The organism is Campylobacter vulpis (genome assembly GCF_014217995.1).
GTDB classification, from domain to species: domain Bacteria; phylum Campylobacterota; class Campylobacteria; order Campylobacterales; family Campylobacteraceae; genus Campylobacter_D; species Campylobacter_D vulpis.
In genome coordinates this window covers 1251745-1268990 of record NZ_CP041617.1, presented here as the reverse complement: position 1 = coordinate 1268990, position 17246 = coordinate 1251745, and the positions used below count along the sequence as shown (strand labels likewise).

10 protein-coding genes and 2 rRNA genes are annotated in these 17246 nt (G+C 36.1%); 1 reads left to right on the top strand and 11 read right to left on the bottom strand.

Annotated features, from left to right (window positions below; translation table 11 throughout):
- Positions 1-35: 35 nt before the first annotated feature.
- Genes CVULP_RS06505 through alaS form a run of 3 tightly spaced genes read right to left on the bottom strand, consistent with a single transcriptional unit; the run spans position 36 to position 5031 of the window.
- On the bottom strand, positions 36-1955 hold the full coding sequence (locus CVULP_RS06505) for a penicillin-binding protein 1A (protein ID WP_099460940.1): 1920 nt from the start codon (positions 1953-1955) through the stop codon (positions 36-38).
- Positions 1952-2497 carry a septum formation inhibitor Maf gene (gene maf / locus CVULP_RS06500; RefSeq protein ID WP_099460941.1) on the bottom strand — a complete coding sequence of 182 codons (546 nt, stop codon included), beginning with the start codon at positions 2495-2497 and terminating at the stop codon, positions 1952-1954. The genes CVULP_RS06505 and maf overlap by 4 nt, the downstream gene beginning before the upstream one ends.
- Complete coding sequence (alaS, locus tag CVULP_RS06495; protein WP_099460942.1) at positions 2497-5031, bottom strand: alanine--tRNA ligase; 2535 nt, start codon at positions 5029-5031, stop codon at positions 2497-2499. Before alaS ends, maf begins: the two co-directional genes overlap by 1 nt.
- An 87-nt stretch (positions 5032-5118) precedes the next feature.
- Between alaS and hemH the strand changes: the two genes are divergently transcribed.
- Entirely contained in the window at positions 5119-6033 is a 915-nt protein-coding gene (gene hemH, locus CVULP_RS06490; protein ID WP_099460943.1) for a ferrochelatase, read from the top strand.
- Here hemH and speA read toward each other — a convergent pair.
- The 8 genes from speA to CVULP_RS06450 form a co-directional block, all read right to left on the bottom strand.
- On the bottom strand, positions 6014-7846 hold the full coding sequence (speA, locus tag CVULP_RS06485; protein ID WP_099460944.1) for a biosynthetic arginine decarboxylase: 1833 nt from the start codon (positions 7844-7846) through the stop codon (positions 6014-6016). The two genes, hemH and speA, sit on opposite strands and share 20 nt — an antisense overlap.
- Positions 7843-9069, bottom strand: a complete 1227-nt coding sequence (gene hisS / locus CVULP_RS06480) for a histidine--tRNA ligase (RefSeq protein ID WP_099460945.1) — start codon at positions 9067-9069, stop codon at positions 7843-7845. The genes speA and hisS overlap by 4 nt, the downstream gene beginning before the upstream one ends.
- Positions 9062-9643: a dTMP kinase gene (tmk, locus tag CVULP_RS06475; protein ID WP_099460946.1), complete on the bottom strand. Its 582-nt coding sequence runs from the start codon at positions 9641-9643 to the stop codon at positions 9062-9064. The genes hisS and tmk overlap by 8 nt, the downstream gene beginning before the upstream one ends.
- Complete coding sequence (gene coaD, locus CVULP_RS06470) at positions 9634-10110, bottom strand: pantetheine-phosphate adenylyltransferase (RefSeq protein WP_099460947.1); 477 nt, start codon at positions 10108-10110, stop codon at positions 9634-9636. The genes tmk and coaD overlap by 10 nt, the downstream gene beginning before the upstream one ends.
- An 80-nt stretch (positions 10111-10190) precedes the next feature.
- Positions 10191-11144, bottom strand: coding sequence for a hypothetical protein (locus tag CVULP_RS06465; RefSeq protein WP_099507216.1), 954 nt, complete (start codon positions 11142-11144; stop codon positions 10191-10193).
- 1030 nt (positions 11145-12174) lie between these two features.
- A 5S ribosomal RNA gene (rrf, locus tag CVULP_RS06460) occupies positions 12175-12291 on the bottom strand.
- Between the two features lie 339 nt (positions 12292-12630).
- A 23S ribosomal RNA gene (locus CVULP_RS06455) occupies positions 12631-15672 on the bottom strand.
- Between the two features lie 537 nt (positions 15673-16209).
- On the bottom strand, positions 16210-17238 hold the full coding sequence (locus CVULP_RS06450) for a bifunctional 3,4-dihydroxy-2-butanone 4-phosphate synthase/GTP cyclohydrolase II (protein ID WP_099461265.1): 1029 nt from the start codon (positions 17236-17238) through the stop codon (positions 16210-16212).
- Positions 17239-17246 lie beyond the last annotated feature (8 nt).

Sequence of the window (17246 nt, the reverse complement as noted above, 5' to 3'; positions counted from 1 at the left end):
GTTATAAATTTCATTGCCTAGTTTTAGTTTCTCCATTAAAACAAAATCTCATTTTGATGATGTTTTTTGTTTGGTAAAGGTGATTTAGGCGTGTAATACTCCCTTGAATTATTATAAGTCCCACGCCTGACATCGTTTGGAATATCAAATTTTCTCTTAGTTTCTGGGAAGGCTGCAATATAACGCGTTAAGAAATCTTTAAATACAGGTGCAGCTGTTCTAGCACCTCCTTCTGTGTAACGCATAGGCTTATTATTATCATTACCATACCAAATGAGTGCCTCTATCTCTGGAGTAAGCCCACAAAACCACGCATCGATGCTTTTATTTGATGTGCCTGTCTTACCTGCTATTTCGATATCTGCAACTCTAGCATTACGCCCTGTGCCTTTTTCAACGACACTTTTCATCATATCAAGGACCAAAAAAGTCTGTCCTGCTTCACTGACTTTTGTTTCTTTTGAATTAAATTGTGCGATTAAAACGCCTTTTTTATTCTTAATTTCTCTAATTAAAACAGGCTCTTTAATCACGCCATAATTACCAAACATCGTATAAAATTTAGCAAATTCTAAAGGTGATATTCCAAAACTTCCAAGCACTATGGATAAATCCGCAGGGATATTTTGGCTAAAGCCAAATTCCAAAAGTTTAGAATAGACCACATCAAGTCCTATTTCAAGGGCTAAATTGATGGTTGCTAGATTTCTTGAGGCAGTGAGAGCTTGTTTTAGGGTAATGAGTCCTTGAAAATTGCTCCCATAATTTTTAGGCTTCCAGTCTTCCTCCGCACTTTCAAAAATGCGTGAAATATCAGGAACTTCACTCATAGTCGAGTAACCAAGATTGATAGCGATTTGGTATAAAAAAGGTTTAAAGGAACTTCCGGGTTGCCTTGTGCTTTGTGTGGCTCTATTATAATGACTTTTTTCATAATCCACTCCGCCCACTAGGGCTAAAACATCTCCATTTTGATGATTTACCACAACCATAGCACCATTTAAAGTGCTTAAATTTGCGTCTTTATCGCGTTTAATGATTTCATCGTAACCAAATTTTAAGGCTTCTCTTGCCATTTTTTGCACTTCAAGGTCTAAATTGAGCGTGATTTGATAACCTCCTGTTTTTAAATCGCTAAATTGCGGACTTAATTGTTTAATGACTTCATCGACTACATAAGGTGCGACATTTTGTGTTAGGGTATCATCATACACTTTTGGCGTTTCTTTCATTGCTATTTCATAATCATTTTTAGAAATCCACCCTAAAGAATATAGTCTCGCTATAACATTATTTGCCCTTGAAATGCTTAAATCAAAATGTTTGGTAGGGTCATAAGAGCTAGGAGCTTTTGGCATACCTACAAGCATAGCAATTTCTTTAAGGCTTAATTCATTTAATTCTTTATGAAAATAACCCCTAGCCGCTGTTTTAATGCCATAATATCCGTGTCCAAAAAAGATGAAATTTAAATAGCGTTCTAAAATTTCTTCCTTACTTAGTAAGGTTTCCATTTTGTAGGCGAGTAGAGCTTCTTTAATTTTTCTATTAAGCGTTCTTTCTGGGGTTAGCTCTGTGTTTTTGATAAATTGCTGGGTGAGAGTTGAAGCACCCTCCATAGTCTGCCCACCCGTCCTTATGATTTTTAAAACTGCACGAAAAATGGCATCAATATTAACACCATTGTGTTCAAAAAAAGCAGTGTCCTCAATGGCTATTAAAGCCTCGATGAGTTTTGGAGGAAATTCTTCATATTTTGCATAAAAGCGATGTTGTTCGAAGATATTAGCGATTAGTTTGCCATTTTTATCATAAATTTGACTTGTAAGAGGAGGGCTGTATTCTTTAAAAGTATAGCCTTCTGTGTCTGCACCTACAAAAAGATAGCTTACATAAATCGCCCCACAAATGAAAATAAGAATTGCAAAAGAAAAAAAATATTTTAAAATTTTCATAAATACGCCTTTAAGCTTTGAGTATCCAGCCCTAAGGCTGTGTTTAAAGAGCCACTTTGTTTTAGGATATATTTTTGATGAAAGCCCTCGCACATTAACGCCCCTGCTTTGTTTAAATAAAGCTTACTTTGAATATATTGTTTCATATCCTCCTCATCAAATTGAGCTAAAAAAAGTGTCGTTTTAGAAAGGGAAAATACCCTTTTTAAAGGACTTTGAAGTAAAAAAGCACTCAAAACGCTTACTTCATTTTGACTTTGCATTAAAAGCATTTTAAGGGCTTCTTCATCGTTTGTAGCCTTAGTTAAAATCTGCCCTTTTACACTTACAACACTATCTGCAAAAAGTATGGTTTCGTTTTTTTGGGCGTTTTTTTGGAAAAATTGTCTTTCTTTTTCAAGAACAATTTTTTGCACATAAAAATGAGCTTTAATGTCTTTTTTTAAGCTCTCATCATAATTAAAAGATACTTGTTTAAATTCAATTCCTTCATTTTGAAGTAAAGTGGCTCTTATTTTAGAACTTGAGGCTAAGATAAGCATTAAAGTCCTTTTTCTATGAGATTTTTAGCCTCTTTTAAGGCTATATCAATTTTAGAACTATCTTTACCTCCAGCGGTAGCAAAATCATCTTTGCCTCCGCCATTTCCACCCAAAATCATAGCGATATTTTTGACTAAATCCCCAGCCTTTAAAGGAGTGTTTTTAACCCCTGCAGCAAGACTTATTTTGCCTTCTTTTTCTTGTATGAGTAAGATGATGGCTTTTTCAAATTGATTTTTAAAATGATCAATCATTGCTTTTATATCGCCCTTTTCTACCCTAGCTATGCAAATTTGCACACCTTTGACATTTTCACTTTTTAGCTCATTTTGATTTGAGTTTTTTAGCTCATTTTTCAGTTTTAAAATTTCATTTTTCAGTTTTAAAATCCCACTCATTACATCATTATTTTTAAGTTCAGTTTTTAAGCTTTCAAGCTCTTTTAGAGCATTTTTAGCATAAGTGTGTGCCGCTTTTGAAACCACAGCCTCAATACGCCTAACCCCAGCACTCACTCCACTTTCTTTAAGTATAAAAAAGCTACCTATTTCAGCACTATTATTTACATGTGTTCCACCGCACAGCTCCTTACTTTCTCCCAAGCTTAAAACCCTTACCTTACTTTCATATTTTTCACTAAAAAGAGCTATCGCACCGCTTTGTTTTGCCTCATCTAAAGACATCTCTTCAAGCAAAGCAGGGTGTGAAGAAATAATCATATCATTAACTAAGTTTTCGATTTGTTCTAATTCCTCCTTGTTCAAGGCTTTAGGGTGATTAAAATCAAAGCGAAGTTTATTAAATTCGACCAAAGACCCAGCTTGAGCGATGTGTGAGCCTAAAATTTCACGCAAGGCATAGTGAAGTAAGTGCGTAGCGGAGTGATGCCTTGCAATTTGTTCTCTTTTATCCTCATCGATGTGTGCTAAAAGCTTTTGTCCTTGTTTGAGTTCATTTTTGGCAGTGATTTTGCTAAGGTTAAGCTCAAAGAATTTTTGCGTATCGCTAATTTCATTTTCGCCTAAAAAGCCCTTATCTCCCACTTGTCCGCCGCTATTTGCATAGAAAGGCGTTTTGTCTAAAAAGACCCAGCCTGTTTGTCCCTTACCTAAGCATTCTTGCACTTTAAAATTTTCATCTAAAAGGACTAAAATTTGACTCTCGCACGCTTTTTGTGTGTAGCCCACAAATTCATTTTTACCAAAGCGTTCTAGCAAAATTTTAAAATCTCCGCTCACAGCTTTATCTCCGCTTCCCTTCCAAGCGGCTTTAGCTCTTTCTTTTTGCTCTTTCATTAATTTTTCAAAACGCTCTTCATCAACGCTTAGTCCCTTTTCTCTTAACATATCCTGCGTTAAATCAAGTGGGAAACCATAGGTATCATAAAGCTTAAAGGCAACTTCGCCACTAAAAATGCTTTTTGTTTTAGCTAATTCTTCGTTAAAAAGCTCTATGCCTTTTTCTATGGTGCTTAAAAATCTCTCTTCTTCAAGTTTAATTTGCTCTTTGATCATTTCTTTTTTTTCATTTAAATAAGCATAATGTCCTCCCATTAATTCACAAAGCACATCGACAAGTTTATACATAAAAGGCTCTTTAAGCCCCAGCAAATAACCGTGTCTTAAAGCCCTGCGTAAAATTCGGCGTAAAACATAGCCTCTACCCTCCTTATCAAAGCCCACGCCTTGTGCGAGCAAAAAGGTGCTTGAGCGTATGTGATCGGCTATCACTCTATAACTTGCCCCATTTTCATATTTATAAGCCCTGCCGCAAAGAGAGGCTATTTTGTCGATAAGCGGCATAAATAAAGAGCTATCAAAATTACTAAGTTTCCCCTCTTTAATCGCCACCACTCTTTCAAGTCCCATTCCTGTGTCAATGCTAGGTTTAGGAAGAGGGCTTAAAGTGCCATCGCTACTTCTTTCATATTGCATAAAAACCAAATTCCAAATTTCTAAAAAGCGGTCTCCATCGCCTCCCATATAATCCTCATTTGAGTGAAAATGCTCTTCACCTTGATCGTAAAAAATTTCGCTACACGGTCCGCAAGGTCCAGTATCTCCCATTTGCCAGAAGTTATCTTTGTCGCCAAATTGATAAATGCGTTCTTTTTCAATGTGTGCTTGCCAAAGCGTGTAAGCCTCGTCATCTTTTTCATGAACGGTTACATAAAGTCTTTCTTTAGGGAGTTTTAAAACCTGTGTTACAAATTCCCAAGCATAAGCAATGGCTTCTTTTTTAAAATAATCTCCAAAGCTAAAATTTCCAAGCATTTCAAAAAAGGTATGATGGCGTGCGGTGTAGCCGACATTATCTAAATCATTATGCTTACCACCTGCTCTAATGCAGGTTTGACAGCTTGTTTTACGCGCAGGATTAGGGCGTGGCACTTCACCTGTGAAAATGCTTTTAAAAGGCACCATACCAGCATTGGTAAAAAGTAAGCTCGCATCATCAGGCACTAAGGGGCTTGAAGGTGTGATTTCGTGTCCTTTTGAGGCGAAAAAATTTAAAAATTCAGCTCTTATATCCATGATTTTTCCTCTTGCAGTTTCTAAAAGTCAAATAATAGCAAAATTAAGTAAAATTAAGCTATAATCAAGCTTTTTCAAAGGGGTAGTATGAAGCTTGTTTTGTTTTTAAATATGGGTGGGGCTTGTAATTTAAAAGATTGTGAGCTTTTTTTAAAAAATATGTTTAATGACCCTTATATTTTAGGGATTAAAAATGCTTTTTTACGCTCTTTTGTTGCTTTTTGCATCACTAAAGCAAGAGTGGGAGCGATGAGGGAAAATTATAAGCAAATCGGCGGCTCCTCACCTCTTAATGCCCTTACCGCCTTACTTTGTGAAAAGCTAAATGCTAGACAAAAAGACTTCAAATTTGATTTTGTCAATCTTTATGTGCCCCCTTTTGCTAAAGAGGTTTTAAGAAAATATACGCTTAAAAAAAGTGATGAATTAATCCTTTTCCCTCTTTATCCTCATCATTCACAAACCACGACTACCACTTCACTTCAAAGCTTACATCGAGCCATTAAACAGCAAAAAATCCAAGCCAAAATTAAAGAAATCAATTTTTTTTATGAAAATGAGCTTTATAATGAAATGCTTATAAATCACATTTTAAGAGCTAACGAGAATTATTTGCCCGGACATAAAAAAAGTCTTATTTTTTCAGCACATTCCCTACCTCTTTCTGTGATAAAAAGGGGCGATTTGTATGAGGAGCATATTAAGGCACATATCGAGCTTTTAAAGCCTAAGTTAAATCCATATTTTGATGAAATTTTACTTGCTTACCAGTCTAAACTCGGTCCCATTAAATGGCTAGGTCCTAGCACGAGTGAGGTGTTAGCAAAGCTTAAAAACGAGGCTTTGATTTATCCGCTTTCTTTTTGTATCGATTGTGTAGAGACGATTTTTGAGTTAGAGATAGAATATAGAAAAATTGCCACTAAGGATTACAAACTCATCACTTGCCCAAATGAGAGTGATGAGTTTGTAGAATTTATCCTTAAACGCCTATACTCTTAAGATAGCCATTATCATTTAAGAAAAGATAAAGTTCGCCTAAAATGTGCTTTTTTTGCTTTTCATTGACAAGTTTTGATTTAGAAATACGCTCATTTAAAATATCCATAATTGCGTGAATATCATAGTCTAAATCCTCTAAAATATCAAGTATAGATTGTGCTTCGATGATGTCTTTTAAAACATAGCCATTTTCATCAATATAAACGCTAGCTTCGGTTGGATGTGTGAAAAGATTATGCCTCATACCAAGCACTTCTTGATAAGCTCCCATAAGAAAAAAGCCTAAAAAATAATTTTCTTTTTCCACATCGACATCGTGTAAAAGTAAAGGATTATCCTTAGAATACGAAATTTCACCATCGCTATCGCAAGTAATATCCCAAATACTCGCACTTCTAGTAGGTTTTTCATCAAGTCTATCAAGAGGTATAATGGGAAAATTTTGCTTTAAACCCCAAAAATCAGGCATACTTTGAAAAAGGGAAAAATTGACCAAATAACGCTCTTGCACTTCATTTTGTATAGCAATTAAATCCGCACTTGGCTTATCTTTAAGCAATAAAATTGCCTTTTTACTAATGAGTTGAGTTAGAATTTCAGCATTTGAGCGGTCTTTTAAATCCACATAACCCAAATCAAAAAGAGTCAAAATGCTTTCAAGATGATCAATGCTATCGTGGAGGTATTCAAGGGCGTTGGAGGGCTTTATATTTTGATAAAGATCATAAAGTTCATCGATGAGTTTAGGATTTTGTTTTTTTAAAATGAGCTTACTTTCGGCATATTCTTGAGAAAAAAGCTCTAAAACAGGAGCGATTAAAACCGCATGCGAAGCTGCCACAAAACGCCCACTTTCTATGAAAATATCAGGCTCAATATCACTTTTTTGCTCAGCAATATTTTTAAGGATAAAAACCACATCATTAGCATATTCTCTTAAGGTATAATTTCTACTTTTTTCGTCCTTAAACTGCGAATACTCCACCGCCAAGCCCCCGCCTAAATTAATAGCTTTTAAATTTTTAGCCCCCATTTTTCTAAGCTCTGTATAGATATTTCCTGCTTCATTTAGGGCTTTTTTAAGCGGGTGAATTTCGTTAATTTGCGAACCTAGATGAAAATGTATCATAGTAAATTGCTCTATGAGTTTATTTTCTTTTAGCAAATTTACAGCTTCAATCAGCTCGGTTGAGGTCAGTCCAAATTTAGAATGAATTCCTCCGCTTTTTGCCCAAATTCCCACTCCAGCAGAGTGCAAACGCACTCTAAGTCCTATGTTAGGCTTGGGCTTAAAACGCTCTTTAGCGATGTCAATGATAGCCTCAAGCTCATTAAGTCCCTCTATGGTAAGCGTGATATTATGCCCCATTTCAGCGGCGATAAAGCCTATGTTAATTAATTCTCTATCCTTAAAGCCATTGACGGTAATAGGAGAGTTTTCATTGTTATAAGCCATAGCGAGTAAAAGTTCTGCCTTTGATCCTGCTTCAAGTCCGTAATTATAATCCTTGCCAAGTTTGACGAGATTTTTCACAAAGCCCGGATATTGATTAACTTTTAGGGGATAAACAGCATTAAAACCGCCTTTATAATCAAATTCCTTACGCGCTTTCGTGAAACTTCCATAAATATTTTCAATTTGTTTTTGTATGAGATGAGGAAAACGAAGTAGTAAGGGTCCTCTATATCCATCATCACGCAATTCTTTAACCATATCGATAATGGCGGGCTTTTTGCCAAAATTGACACAAACCTTACCATTTTTAATCACAAAATTTTCATCTCCCCAAATGTCTATGCCATAACTATTCATAAATATTGCTCCAAAGTTGAGATTAAAATCTGCTTTTCTTCTTTTGTGTTTAAATTTTTATAAAATAAGCTTTCATTTTTAGCCTCATTTTCACCCATACATAAAAAGATTTCAGCATTTATACTATCAGCATTTGAAAGATGTTTGGCGAGTTTTTTTGCCTCATAAGATAAAAAAACTTTTCGATTTTTTCTTAATTTTGTAGAAATTTGAAGTAAATTTGACACATAAGTTTCATCTAAGGCACACAGATAAATTCCCTCCCGCTCCTGTGCCTCTTCCTTTTGCTCCAAAATGACAATCAATCTTTCAATGCCAAGTGCAAAACCCACGCCATAGCCACTTTTACCGCCTAAATATTCAATCAATCTATCATATCTCCCGCCTCCAGCTATCGCCGCTTTAGCACCTATTTCATCACTTATAAATTCAAATGCACTTTTAGAATAATAATCAAGCCCTCTCACAAGTCTATCATCAAGCGTAAATTCCACGCCATTTTCCCTTAAGCAAGTTTGTAAAAGTGTGAAGTCTCTTTGACAAGAAGGACAAAGCTTTTGACCAAGCAAGGGTGCATTTTGAAGTAAGTTTTGACAATGTGTATTTTTACAATCTAAAATGCGTATAGGATTAAGTATTTTACGCCTTAAACAATCTTCACAAAAGCCCTCCTGTCGCTCCAAAAATTCTACTAAGTCTTTTTTGTAAGAGGGTAGGCACAAAGGACAACCCAAAGAATTTATTACTAGGCTAAATTTAATTTTTAAACGCCTAAAAATCTCTATTAGCATTAAAATAAGCGAAGCATCTTCATAAACACTTGCCGTGCCAAAACTCTCTACGCCAAATTGATGAAATTCCCTTAAACGCCCCTTTTGCGGTCTTTCATAGCGAAACATTGAGCCGTGATAAAACCATCGCTTTACACTCCCACTTTTATCCATCTTATGCTCAATGTAAGAACGCACTGCCGAAGCTGTGCCTTCAGGTCTTAAACAGACTTCATTTCCGCCTTTATCGATAAATTCATACATTTCTTTACCGACTATATCAGAGCTTTCTCCAACACTTCTCTTAAAAAGCTTACTAAGCTCTAAATGTGGAGTATTAATAAAACTAAAGCCGTAATTTTGTGCTACTTCTTCACAAATTTTTATGATTTTAGTATAATAAAAAGCTTGTTTGCCCTCTATATCTTTCATACCTTTTAAAGCGTTAATCATTAATGAATTCCTTTATCTTTTCGTGTAAATTCTCTACACTATCTTTCGCATCTAGTTCTAAAATTTTAAGATCAATTTTAAATTTTAAGAAATTTAAAACCTTTTCCATTTTTTCTTGCACATTTATAAAGTATGCGGTTCCTCGTTTTTCTATGTCATCTAAATTCTTTTGTCCCATTCTTTCTTTAAGTAAGCTCTCATCAGCTCTTAGAAAAATGGCTTTTTGCGGGAAAAAACCATTAAGAGCAAAGTCATTTAGACTAAATAGAATATCAAGGTCAAAATTCTTCGCATAAGCCATACCTGAAATAATGCTTCTGTCGCTAATAATAAGCTTTTGTTCGTTTTCTCTTAAAATTTCTTCATAGTGTTGATTTCTATCTGCTAAAAAAAGCAAAAGTTCTGCTTTTGATGAGATGGGGTAGGGTCTATTAAGCAAAAGTTCTCTTAAATGCTCTCCTAGCTGGGTCGCACCCGGCTCACTTGTAAAAATAGCGTCTTCATAAATGGGCTTTAAAAGCTCCATTTGTGTGCTTTTGCCTACGCAATCAATTCCTTCTAAAACTACATACAAGTTTGCTCCTTTAAAAAGGGTAAAATTTCTTTTGGCACGAGAGAGCTGACATCGCCTCCGTGTGCTGCTATGGAGCGAACTATGGAGCTTGAAATGAAGGCATTTTTTAAATTTGGCATTAGATAAACCGTTTCAAATTCACTCCATAAAGCATTATTTGCATAGCCTATTTGAAGCTCATATTCAAAATCGCTCACCGCTCTAAGTCCTCTAATAACCGTTTTTATCTCAAGCTCCTTAGCTAAATCCACAAGCAAATTTGTAAAGGTAATAATCTCTACATTTTGTAAATTTTGTGTCGCAAGCAGGGCTAAATCTTTGCGTTTTTCTAAACTAAAGCAAGGGTTTTTATGCTCACTTTGAGCAATGGCAACAACCACTTTGTCAAAGATTTTAAGTGCTCTTTTAATCACATCTAAATGCCCATTTGTGATAGGATCAAAGCTACCCGGATATAAACAAGTCATCAACTCTCCTCATAAAAATGTGTTATTTTACTTAAATAAAATTAATTGGAATTTGATTTATTGTATAGTTTATGTTAAGACTAGGTTAGCCGGTCGATGATTTTTAGACTTTCATAGTGTGCTTTTAAGTCCTCATTTAAATCTTTGCTTAAATTGTCTAAATCCTTTTGTTTTAGCTGCTCGTATTCCTCTGGGTATTGTTCTTTAAGCTTTAAAAGCTCACTCATATTTAAGGCACTTAGTCCTTGCTCTAACGCTTTATTTTTGATATGAGTTGCGTCATTTTTCTCCTCTGCCTCATCGCTTGCATTTTCTATCTCTTTGCTTTTTCTTTTTAATTTTTCTAAAATTTCTTTACTTATGGAGCTTGGATTATCAAATATAATTTTAGCCTTAGTGATAACTCTTTCTTTTGAGCCTTCAAGCTCCAAAATGCTTATTTTTTTGTCCGCATTTTTATCAAAGGCAAGAAAGGCATTTAAAGCCTCGTCCAAGCTTCTTTCTTTATCATCATTTGCCAAAATTTTACCCCCACCACCTTGTAGGTAAAGTTGTCTTACAACATCATTTGGACCACCTTTATAAACATTTGGCGTGTAGATTACTTCACTATTATAAAGGTAAAGATTTTCGTTTTCTCTTCCTTGTATCAAGCCATTTTTATCTGCATCGGCTTTGAGATAATTTAAATCATAAGCCGCATTTTTAAACCACCCAGCCACGAAATTTTGCGCTTCTCCGTTAAGCCTTATCGCTCCATCTTCTCGTAAAAAATAATTATCTTTTTGATTAAAATGTTTTATAATTCTTGCAAAATTACTTTTTGTGAGATTTAAGCTGACAAATTTAGAGCTTTCCTCATCTTGGAAAATCACTCTGATGCCCTCACTATGATTTAAAACGCTTAAAAAATCTTCTTGCTTAAGTTGCTCTTCTTTTAAGCTTTGAAAATCTTTAGCCTTTATACTCGCTCTTTTAGAATAGGTAAAACCATCATTTAAACCGATAATTTGGACATCTTGGGCGATTTTCATTATTTATCCTTTACTATCTTGGTTTATATTGCATAGCTGATAAACGGCACATGCTTGCTTGATAGTAAAGCAATCTATCGCAGTATCTTAATTTATTGTAATAAATATACCACTGCTCCGCATAAATGCTGGAACTTGATTTTGATTTACTTAAATCATAAGCAGAATTTGCTAAAGCAACACACCGAGCAACATAACAAAAAATAATTTTTTCATTATTTACTTCTCAAATTTATACATTTACATTTAAGATTCTAACAAAAATAAATATAAAAAATTTAAAAAAACAATTTTTTTGATAAAAAATTAAATTAATTTGTTACCTTTAGGAATTTTTTATTATGAAACATCAAATTTCAAACATACAAAATTTGACATTTATTTTTATATGGTATTTTATGAGCTTAAATGACTTCTAAAACCTGTAAAATCTAAGGGTATTTTGCATCTTTATCCCTCTTTTTTTTGAAAATACAAAAACCCTATCCAAAACTTTGAATACCAAACCCTCACAGCAATTAAACATTAAAAACTTAGTTTCAACTTTTTGACACTAAATTTTCAACAATCAAATTTCAAAAATCAAACAAAAATTTTTTAATACGACTTTATAAGGTTTTTTAAGAGAGTTTAAAAAAACTTAAAGCAATAAAAACTAAGTTCTTATTAAGGCTTTCATAAAGAATTCAACGGCAAGAAGACATTATAATAAAAAATAATAGGCTTAAAAAAAGAGCTTTTTAATAGCTCATTTATATTATGCAAAGTAGTCAAATATAAGATAATAATAATTCCAAATTCATCAATTTTCATCATTTTAAATCGATACTTAGAAAAATTAGCAAATGAGTTATGTGGCATTTAATGTCGTTTTATTTTGCAAATTATTTTACCTGTGCTAAAAAATTTAATTTTGTGTCATTTTAATTCATTAAAACTAATTAAGGAGCATTCAAACAAAAAGTGCTTAAAATATCGGCATTTGTTTATTGTATAACTTGGCTTGAAAGGAAGTTTGTAGAAACTAACAAGTCCGCAATGAGCTACTTTCCCCCTGCCAGTAAGGCGTAGTATCATCACCCACGATGTGCTTAGCTTCTTGGTTCGGGATGGAGCAAGGCGTTTCCACATCTGTATAATCACGGACATTGTTATTTAAATGTTTTATGGATATTTTATTTAAACTTTCAAAGATAAGCTTAATTTAGGATAAATTCCTAGCTATGAAATATATCAAATCATATCTTGCTAATAAAGCTTAATGAAATCTCATCTTTAGTTTAGAACTAAAAACACTTAAAAAACAATGTTAAGAGCAAGTTTTAATCAAACTTTTTACACTTATATTAAGGTTAAACCTTAACAAGGAAGTGATGCTTATTTGTTTTTTATTTTTTGTCTTAGGCTAGGCAGAGTGAGCGTAGCATATTGATAATATGTGAGCGAACTCTAACGACACATAAGCAAAAAAGAATAACAAATATTTTAAGATAAGCCAAACGCTCTATTAGTACTGGTCAGCTAAAGGACTTTCATCCATTACACACCCAGCCTATCAAACTAGTAGTCTTCTAGAGAGCTTAGAGAAGATTCATCTTAGAGTTGGCTTCACGCTTAGATGCTTTCAGCGTTTATCCTTTCCAAACTTAGCTACGCTGCGATGCTCTTGGCAGAACAACAGCTACACCAGTGGTTTGTTCAACCCGGTCCTCTCGTACTAGGGTCAAATCTCTTCAATCTTCTTACGCCCACGGCAGATAGGGACCGAACTGTCTCACGACGTTCTGAACCCAGCTCGCGTACCGCTTTAAATGGCGAACAGCCATACCCTTGGGACCTGCTCCAGCCCCAGGATGCGATGAGCCGACATCGAGGTGCCAAACCTCCCCGTCGATGTGAGCTCTTGGGGGAGATCAGCCTGTTATCCCCGGGGTACCTTTTATCCTTTGAGCGATGGCCCTTCCACACAGAACCACCGGATCACTAAGACCGACTTTCGTCTCTGCTTGACTTGTATGTCTTGCAGTTAAGCTGGCTTATACCTTTATACTCTACTAGCGATTTCCAACCGCTATGAGCCAACCTTTGTAAGCCTCCGTTATTATTTGGGAGGCGACCGCCCCAGTCAAACTACCCACCAGACATTGTCCCACTTGAGGATAACTCAAGCTGGTTAGCTACCCAAATAAGAAAGAGTGGTATCTCAACAATGGCTCATATACAACTGGCGTCATATACTCAAAGCCTCCCACCTATCCTGCACATTCTTATCCAAATAGCAGTGTCAAGCTGTAGTAAAGGTCCACGGGGTCTTTCCGTCTTGCCGCGGGTAGGAGGAATTTTCACCTCCACTACAATTTCACTGGATCCCTCTTTGAGACAGCTCCCATCTCGTTACGCCATTCATGCAGGTCGGTATTTAACCGACAAGGAATTTCGCTACCTTAGGACCGTTATAGTTACGGCCGCCGTTTACTCGGGCTTCGATCAAGAGCTTCGCTAATGCTAACCCCATCAATTAACCTTCGAGCACCGGGCAGGCGTCACACCCTATACATCCTCTTACGAGTTAGCAGAGTGCTGTGTTTTTGGTAAACAGTCGGGAGGGACTCTTTGTTGTAACCTTCTTTGCTTTCGGAGTAAATCCTAATACAAAGGGAGGCACACCTTATACCGAAGATACGGTGCTATTTTGCAGAGTTCCTTAAAGAGAGTTCTTCCACGCGCCTTAGAATACTCATCCCACCCACCTGTGTCGGTTTACGGTACGGGCAACATTAGCTAAACTTAGAAACTTTTCTTGGCTCGACGGCATCAGGGGTTCTTCTCGCTGTCCGAAGACTTTGAAAAGCCTTTCAGTTCTCGGTGTATTCTTACACGGATTTGCCTGTGTAAGCACCTACGACCTTAGACTAGCACTTCCATCCGCTAGCCCCCTTAGCCCTAAGCGTCCTTCCATCGCACACTAATGTTGGTATAGGAATATTAACCTATTTGCCATCGCTTACCCCTTTCGGACTCAGCTTAGGACCCGACTAACCCTACGATGACGAGCATCGCGTAGGAAACCTTGGGTTTACGGCGTTAATGATTCTCACATTAATTATCGCTACTCATGCCTGCATGCTCACTTCTATTCGCTCCAGCACTCCTTGTCGGTATACCTTCGACGCAAATAGAACGCTCTCCTACCACTTGCACACAACTTAAATGACTTAACTTTTAATCTAAGAATATTTTGACTAAATTCACTAAGTTTATTTCTATTCTTACTCTATATAAATCAGTAAAAATATAACTTAGTTTCTATATTCTAAACTTAAATAATCTAAGTTGTGTGCAAGTCTAAAGCTTCGGTACTTACTTTAGCCCCGTTATATTTTCCGCGCAAAATCACTAGACCAGTGAGCTATTACGCTTTCTTTAAAGGATGGCTGCTTCTAAGCCAACCTCCTGGTTGTTTAAGTAACTTCACATCGTTTTCCACTTAAGTAAGATTTGGGGACCTTAGCTGTTAGTCTGGGTTGTTTCCCTCTTGACGACGGATTTTATCACTCGCCGCCTGACTGCTGTGATTACATATAAGGTATTCGGAGTTTGATAGGGTTTGGTACATTGGTGTATGCCCTAGCCCATTCAGTGCTCTACCCCCTTATATTACGACACAACGCTATACCTAAATATATTTCGGAGAGAACCAGCTATCACGAAGTTTGATTGGCCTTTCACCCCTATCCACAAGTCATCCCATAGCTTTTCAACGCTAGCGGGTTCGGTCCTCCACTAGTTCTTACACTAGCTTCAACCTGCTCATGGATAGATCACTTCGTTTCGGGTCTGCAGCATCTGACTTAGCGCCCTATTCAGACTCGCTTTCGCTACGGCTTCGCGTTAGCTTAACCTTGCCAGACACCACAACTCGCAGGCTCATTATGCAAAAGGCAGTCCATCACCCTGGATTGCTCCATAGGGCTCTGAATGATTGTAAGCAAATGGTTTCAGGTTCTATTTCACTCGGCTCACCGCCGTTCTTTTCACCTTTCCCTCACGGTACTTGTTCGCTATCGATCTGGTAGGAGTATTTAGGGTTGGATAGTGGTCTACCCAGCTTCAGACAGGATTTCTCGTGTCCCGCCCTACTCAGGATACTGCTAGCTAAGGTTAGGTTTTTGCATACGGGACTATCACCCTCTATGGCTACACTTTCCAGAGTGTTCTGCTAACCTTTCCTCTTGCACATTGCAGTCCTACAACCCCCAGTGCAAGCACTGGGTTTGCCCTCTTACGCTTTCGCTCGCCGCTACTGACGCAATCTCTTTTGATTTCTTTTCCTGAGGGTACTAAGATGTTTCAATTCCCCTCGTTCGCTCCATTATGGTAATGTATATCTCTATACATTGGGTTGCCCCATTCGGAAATCTAGGCATCAAAGCTTCTTGACAGCTCCACCTAGCTTATCGCAGTCTAGTACGTCCTTCATCGCCTCTACCAGTCAAGGCATCCACCATTCGCTCTTAGTAGCTTACCTTTTTTCAACCTTCTTTAGCGTCAAGGCAAAGCCTTGACTAAGAAGCAAACTAAAGGCCTACCCCGCCAAGCCTAATGTAAAATTAAGCTAAGTAGATAAGGCTAACTTCCTTCTTATTAAACTAAATCAGGTTTTAAACATAATCAACTGATTGTGTTAATTCTAAAACGCATCACTTCCTTGTTAAAGTTTAATGATAAAAGAGCTATATAAATTTTTGATGATTTATATAAAGACGGAAAGTGTTTAATCTTTAGTTTCATATTGAAAAATAAAGTCAATGATGTGAAGCTAAAGTCGTGTATTAAACTTTGAATTTCTTCTATCCTTTAACAAGTTCAGTAAAATTGTTTTTATTAAAACTTGCTTGTGACTCTTAACAATGATAAGTTAAAGAACACCTTTCTAAAAGGAGTTAAAATATTTATTTAGACTTTTTTTTAGAAAGTGAAAGTTGAAATTATACATAAAGAAACTTAAGGGAAGATGAAATGTGGGGAAGTTTTATGAAAAAATATTAAGCCCCTTTGGGGACTTTTAGGATAAAGTTTTAAATTGACAAGTTTTAATATCAAGTCCAAAACCCTTTAGAGCAATAAAGTCTTTATCGCAATTTTGCGACATTAAATGTACCTCTTCAACCTTAAAAAATCTTAGAATTTGTGCACCTATGCCATAGTTTTTAAATTGTGCCGCATTTGATTTTTCGCCTTGCATAAAAATAATTATTCCACCATTTTGTGATAGAAATTTAATTTGTTCTAAAAGTTGCGAGAATTTGTTTGAAGTTAAAAGCTCAAAATCACTTCCGCTAATATGAAATTTGATATTTTCACTTTTTCTTGGCTCATTAAAGCAAAAAGCAATGTGCTGAATTTGATTGTGGTCTTCAAAAATGAATTTTTGAGCTTTTAATCCTGCCAAAAAGCTATCTTGTTGTTCTTTAAGAGTGATTAAACTTTCATTTTTTAGACGATATTCTATTAAATCAGATACGGCTATCATATTGAGATTAAATTTTTCGCAAAATTGAATTAAATCTTCTCTTCTAGCCATATCGCCGTTATCTTTAACAATTTCACAAATGACACAAGCACCCTTTAATCCAGCTAAATGACATAAATCTACACTTCCTTCAGTGTGTCCTGTGCGTTCTAAAACCCCGCCTTTTTTAGCTATGAGAGGGTTGATATGTCCCGGACGGACAAAATCACTAGCACACGCTGTGTCATCGGCAAAAATTTTAATTGTCATATCACGCTCATAAGCACTAACGCCTGTTGTGGCTTTTTTTGCATCAACTGTTATAGTGAAGGCTGTTTCGTGGCTTGAGGTATTTCTTTGCACCATTAAGGGCAGCTCAAATTTTTTTGCCAACTCTTCACTTAAAGCCACACATACGACCCCCCTAGCTTCTTTAATGACAAAATTAACTTTTTCTTTAGTGCTAAATTCCGCAGGGAAGATGATGTCTCCCTCATTTTCTCTATCTTCAGCATCGACCATTACGAGCATTTTACCTTCTTTTAAGTCTTTTATCGCTTGTTCTATGCTTATAAATTTCATTTTTAATC

Excerpts from the sequence above, each read along its gene's own strand:
- CVULP_RS06505 (WP_099460940.1), bottom strand. The coding sequence starts at position 1,955 with ATGAAAATTTTAAAATATTTTTTTTCTTTTGCAATTCTTATTTTCATT.
- maf (WP_099460941.1), bottom strand. The coding sequence starts at position 2,497 with ATGCTTATCTTAGCCTCAAGTTCTAAAATAAGAGCCACTTTACTTCAA.
- alaS (WP_099460942.1), bottom strand. The coding sequence starts at position 5,031 with ATGGATATAAGAGCTGAATTTTTAAATTTTTTCGCCTCAAAAGGACAC.
- hemH (WP_099460943.1), top strand. The coding sequence starts at position 5,119 with ATGAAGCTTGTTTTGTTTTTAAATATGGGTGGGGCTTGTAATTTAAAA.
- speA (WP_099460944.1), bottom strand. The coding sequence starts at position 7,846 with ATGAATAGTTATGGCATAGACATTTGGGGAGATGAAAATTTTGTGATT.
- hisS (WP_099460945.1), bottom strand. The coding sequence starts at position 9,069 with ATGATTAACGCTTTAAAAGGTATGAAAGATATAGAGGGCAAACAAGCT.
- coaD (WP_099460947.1), bottom strand. The coding sequence starts at position 10,110 with ATGACTTGTTTATATCCGGGTAGCTTTGATCCTATCACAAATGGGCAT.
- CVULP_RS06465 (WP_099507216.1), bottom strand. The coding sequence starts at position 11,144 with ATGAAAATCGCCCAAGATGTCCAAATTATCGGTTTAAATGATGGTTTT.
- CVULP_RS06450 (WP_099461265.1), bottom strand. The coding sequence starts at position 17,238 with ATGAAATTTATAAGCATAGAACAAGCGATAAAAGACTTAAAAGAAGGT.